This is a genomic window from Sphingomonas bacterium, from assembly GCF_028289855.1.
Lineage (GTDB): Bacteria > Pseudomonadota > Alphaproteobacteria > Sphingomonadales > Sphingomonadaceae > Sphingomonas.
This window is the reverse complement of the sequence record NZ_JAQGKZ010000140.1, coordinates 1-4,851: the sequence shown is the minus strand read 5'-3', so window position 1 is coordinate 4,851 and position 4,851 is coordinate 1. Positions and strand designations below refer to the sequence as shown.

Below are 4,851 nucleotides of genomic sequence, written 5' to 3'. Positions count from 1 at the left end.
TTCATTCGCGGCTTCGACGCGCAAGGTTCGATCTTCGTCGATGGCGTGCGCGACCTCGCCTCGCAGAACCGCGAAGTGTTCGCGATCGACTCGGTGCAGATCATCCGCGGCTCGGACTCGACGCTGGGCGGGCGCGGATCGGCCGGCGGCACGATCAACATCATTTCACGGTTGCCGACGATGGGCACCTACGGCTCGGTCTCGGGCGGCTACGGCAATGGCGATTACAAACGCGTCAGCGGCGACGCGAACTGGCAGCTCGCCCCGACCATCGCGCTCCGCATCCAGGGCGTATGGCACGACCAGAATGTGGTCGACCGCGACGCGATCTACAGCAAGCGCTGGGGCGTCGCGCCGTCGCTGACGATCGGGCTCGGCACCTCGACCCGGCTGACCGCGAGCTATTATTATCTCGAAAGCCACGAGCTGCCCGACAGCGGCTTGCCGTACCTCTATGTCTGCTCGGCGACGGTGTGCAACGCACCGACCGGCACCACCTTCACCACGCCGGTGCTCGGCAGCGTCACCACGGCGGGCGGGCAGACCGGCATTGTTAAACGCTCGACCTTCTACGGCTTGGTGAACCGCGATTTCCGCGACACGACGAGCCAGCAGGCGACGCTGCGGGTCGAGCACAATTTCGGCAGGATTGCGCTGCGCAACACGTCGCGCTTCACCAACGACGATCAGGCGTATAGCTTCCTGCTGCCCGACGACAGCACGGGCAACGTGTTTGGGACCGCGGCGGTCAACCCGACCACCGGGGCCGGCGGTGCGCGCGGTGACGTGCTGACCGGCGGGCTGGTTTGGCGCCGCGCCAATACACGCTATGGCTATACGCGCAGTCTGACCAACCAGACCGATTTGTACGGCACCTTCAAGACGGGATCGATCGAGCACAGCTTCGCGATCGGCACCGAGCTTTCATGGGAAAAGACTCACCGCGGCGCGTTCGTGCTGGCGACCGGATCGACCGCTAGCCCGCGCTGCAACACGGCGACGATCGCGCGCTATTATTGCACGAGCCTGTTCAACCCGAATCCCAACGATCCGTTCGTCAATTATGCGTCGGACACATCGAGCGTGGCGACGCCGATTGTGAAGGGCGCGAGCAACACCGAGACACAGAACGACGCCAGCACGGTTTCGGTTTACGGGTTCGATTCGATCACGCTGCTGCCGTCGCTGATCCTCAACCTGGGCGCGCGGTTCGACCGCTTCACCTCGACGATCACGCCGCCATTTGCGGCCGGCGGGACGGCATTCCGCTTCAGCCGTACCGACAAATTGTTCAACTGGCAGGCCGGTCTGGTGTTCAAGCCGACCAAGGAAACGAGCATCTACGCCAGCTACGCGACGGCGGCGACACCGCCCAACAGCCTGCTCGGCGAGGGGCGTGAGGACAATGCGCTGCCGACCACGATCGCGACCGCGAACGTGCTCGATCTGCTCAAGGTGCAGAAGACCAAGTCGTACGAGGTCGGCGCCAAGGCGAGCCTGTTCAAGGACAAGCTGTCGCTCGGCGCGGCGTTGTTCCAGACCGATATCGCCAACGCCCGCGTGCTCGACGCCAGCAACAACGCCGCGTTCATCGGGTCGACTCGAATCCGTGGCTTCGAGTTGAGCGCGAGCGGCGTGATCCTGGAGGGTTGGACGGTCTTCGGCGGCTACACCTATCTCGACCCGAAGATCGTCGACGGCGGGTTCGCCGCGCTGACCGCGCCGGCCAACGGCGCTGCCCCGGCGAAGGTCGTACTGGTGCCGTCGGTCAACACCGGCAAGCAAGTGCCGCAGACCGCCAAGAACAGCTTCACCTTCACCACCAATTATCAGGTGACGAAGCAATTCTCGTTGGGCGGCAGCGCGATCTACACCGACCGGCAATATGGCGGCTACGCCGACAACCGCACCGCGACGCAGACGACCGCCGGCGTGGTGACGGTGACGCCGGCGACCAAGTTCCTGTCGCGCGGCATTCCCGATTACTGGCGGTTCGACGCGCAGGCGCGCTTCGCCTTCACCAAGAGCATCGCGGTCAGCGTCAATGCGCAGAACCTGACCAACAAGATCTATTTCTCGAACGTCTACACCAACCATTACGCGACGGTTGCGCCGGGGCGGACGGTGTTCGGGACCGTGGAGTTCAAGTTCTGACGGCTTCGGCAGCCCCCTCGCTGGCCGACGGCGCCGCGCGTGTCCCGGACGAACCGGTGGCCCGCGCGGCGTTCCTGCGCTCGCTTGCCGAAGACGGGGAGGCCGAGGCGCAGGCACTGTACGGACAGCTTCTGCTCGACGGCAACGGCGTGACGCAGGACGAGGCGGCCGGGTTCGGCTGGTTCAACCGGGCGGCGGCGCAGGGCCATCTGATGGGGCTCAACATGGTCGGGCGGTGCTACGACCTCGGCTGGGGCGTCGCGGTCGACAAGGCGCGCGCTGCCGAATGCTACCGGATCGCGGCTGGGCAGGGACTCGATTGGGCGATGTACAACTACGCGACCTTGCTCGCGCTGGGGCAGGGCGTGACCGAGGATAAGGCGGCGGCGTTGGCCTGGTTTCAGAAGGCGGCGAAGCTGGGCAACGCCAAGGCGGTGAACTTCGTCGGCAGTTTTCACGAGGACGGCTGGGTCGTGCGGCGCGATGTGACCAAGGCGGCGCTGTATTATGCGCGCGCGGCGGAAGGCGGCGATTTTCGCGGGTGTTTCAACCATGCGCGCATGCTTGGCGATAAGGGACGTGCCGAAGAAGCGCTGAGGTGGATCGAGCGCGCCGGCGTCACTGCCACACTGGCATTCGTCGCGAAGGCGGCGGCGTTCCTCGACGCCTCGCCGGTGCCGGCGTTTCGCGCGCGGGGCAGGGCGGCGATCGAGCGCGGGGCGGCGCGATGCTGATCGCGATCCCCGATGTGCTCGACGCGGCGGGCGTGGCGAAGGTCCGTGCGCTGATCGACGGCGCCGACTGGATCGACGGCAACGCGACATCGGGTCATCAATCGGCGCTCGCTAAGCAGAATGAGCAGCTGCCCGAAGACTCGCCCGTTGCACGCGACGCCGGATCGCTGGTCCTCGACGCGCTGTCCGCCGCGCCGTTGTTCGTCGCCGCCGCGCTGCCGCTCAAGGTTTATCCGCCATTGTTCAATCGCTACGCTGGCGGCGACACGTTCGCGTCCCATGTCGACAGCGCGATCCGCATCCGGCGGGGCAGCGACTTTCGCGTGCGCAGCGACCTGTCCGCCACGCTATTCCTCGCCGACCCCGACAGCTATGATGGTGGCGAACTGGTGATCGAGGACAGTTTCGGCGAGCAGCGCGTCAAGCTCCCCGCGGGACACATGGTGCTCTACCCCGCCTCAAGCGTCCACCGCGTCGAGCCGGTGACGCGCGGGGTCCGTGTCGCGTCTTTCTTCTGGGTCCAGTCGATGGTCCGCGACGGCGGCGCACGGCGGATATTGTTCGAGCTCGACCAAGCGGTACAGGACGTCGCCGGCCGGCTGGGGCAGGACGATCCGGCGTCGGTGCGGCTGACCGGCACCTATCACAACCTGCTGCGGCGCTGGGCCGAGGCATAAGGACGACCATGACCAAGATCGGTATGCGTAAAGCGTGGTTTCAGGTGCACAAATGGATCGGGCTTAGCCTTGCGATCCTGATCATTCCATTGTGCGTGACCGGCGCCGCGTTGGTATGGGACGAAGCGCTCGATCACAGCCTCAACCCGCAGCGTTACGCGGTAAGCGGGCAGCAGACGATCGACCCGCAGCTTTATGTCCAGGCAGCGAAGGCGGCGCTCGGGCCGGACGATCGCATTTCGACGCTGACCTTGCCCGAGGGCGACGGCCCGGTGATCGTCGCCACGATCCCGGCCGCCAAAGGCAAGCCCCAAGCCGGGCCGCCGTCGCGGACCAACGTCTGGCTCGACCCGCCGACTACGCGCGTGCTCGACAAGGCGTCGAGCGCGTCGGGGGCGATCCGCGTGATGCATCAAATCCACGGCACGATGCTGATCCCCGTGTGGGGCCGTTCGATCGTCGGCTGGATCGGCGTGGCGATGCTGTTTTCGTGCTTCACCGGGCTGTGGTTGTGGTGGCCGACCGTGGGCAAGTGGGTCCGCGGGCTGCGCTGGCGGCGGCACCGCAATCTCGACACCAATTTGCATCATCTGTTCGGCTTCTGGATCGCGCTCCCGCTGTTCGTGCTGTCGCTGACCGGCGCGTGGATCAGTTTCCCGGCCTTCTTCGGCGGCGGGCAGCGCGCGCCCGGGGCCGACCGCGCCGCGATGGCGCGCGCCAAGCCGCTCGCGGCGCCTGCGATCACGCTCGACAGCGCGATGGCGGCGGCTCAGCTGGCGTCGCCCGGCGATATCAAGTCGGTCGGCTGGCCCACCGATCTCAAGGCCGAGTGGACCGTGACATTGGCAGGCGGCGCCGGGCGTCAGGTCAAGATTGACGACGTGACCGGCGCAGCAAAGGCGTCGCCGCCGCCCAAAGAAGACACCGCCCGCCTGATGCGCCGCATCCACGACGGGACGCGGATGGGGTTTGTTTGGCAGCTGATTATCTTTTTGGGAGGGATGCTGCCGGCGATCCTTGGCGTGACCGGCGTGATCATGTGGTGGCGTGCGCGAAGCTGGAAGGCGGAGTTAGCCGCCAAACAAAAGGCGCGAGCTGCAACCTAGATCCTCCCCGGGACGGGGAGGGGGACCGCCGCCGAAGGCGGTGGTGGAGGGGGTGGGCCGCGAGCGAGCGGGTCGCTTGCTGCGAACCCCCTCCGTCAGCGCTTCGCGCTGCCACCTCCCCGTAAACGGGGAGGATTTACCGCCCCAGCAACACCCGCGCCTGCCCCGCGATCTGCGCCA

At 66.5% G+C, this 4,851-nt stretch carries 4 protein-coding genes; all 4 read left to right on the top strand.

Annotation, left to right across the window (positions count from 1 at the left end; all coding sequences use genetic code 11):
- Positions 1-2,154, top strand: a 2,154-nt coding sequence (locus tag JWM94_RS15755) for a TonB-dependent siderophore receptor (protein ID WP_299429141.1), incomplete at its 5' end; no start/stop codon positions are given.
- 56 nt (positions 2,155-2,210) lie between these two features.
- Positions 2,211-2,888, top strand: coding sequence for a tetratricopeptide repeat protein (locus JWM94_RS15750; protein ID WP_299429139.1), 678 nt, complete (start codon positions 2,211-2,213; stop codon positions 2,886-2,888).
- Positions 2,882-3,565: a Fe2+-dependent dioxygenase gene (locus tag JWM94_RS15745; RefSeq protein WP_299429137.1), complete on the top strand. Its 684-nt coding sequence runs from the start codon at positions 2,882-2,884 to the stop codon at positions 3,563-3,565. Before JWM94_RS15750 ends, JWM94_RS15745 begins: the two co-directional genes overlap by 7 nt.
- Positions 3,566-3,573: 8 nt before the next feature.
- Positions 3,574-4,671, top strand: coding sequence for a PepSY domain-containing protein (locus JWM94_RS15740; RefSeq protein ID WP_299429135.1), 1,098 nt, complete (start codon positions 3,574-3,576; stop codon positions 4,669-4,671).
- The last annotated feature ends 180 nt before the right edge of the window (positions 4,672-4,851 follow it).

Excerpts from the sequence above, each read along its gene's own strand:
- JWM94_RS15740 (WP_299429135.1), top strand. The coding sequence starts at position 3,574 with ATGACCAAGATCGGTATGCGTAAAGCGTGGTTTCAGGTGCACAAATGG.
- JWM94_RS15745 (WP_299429137.1), top strand. The coding sequence starts at position 2,882 with ATGCTGATCGCGATCCCCGATGTGCTCGACGCGGCGGGCGTGGCGAAG.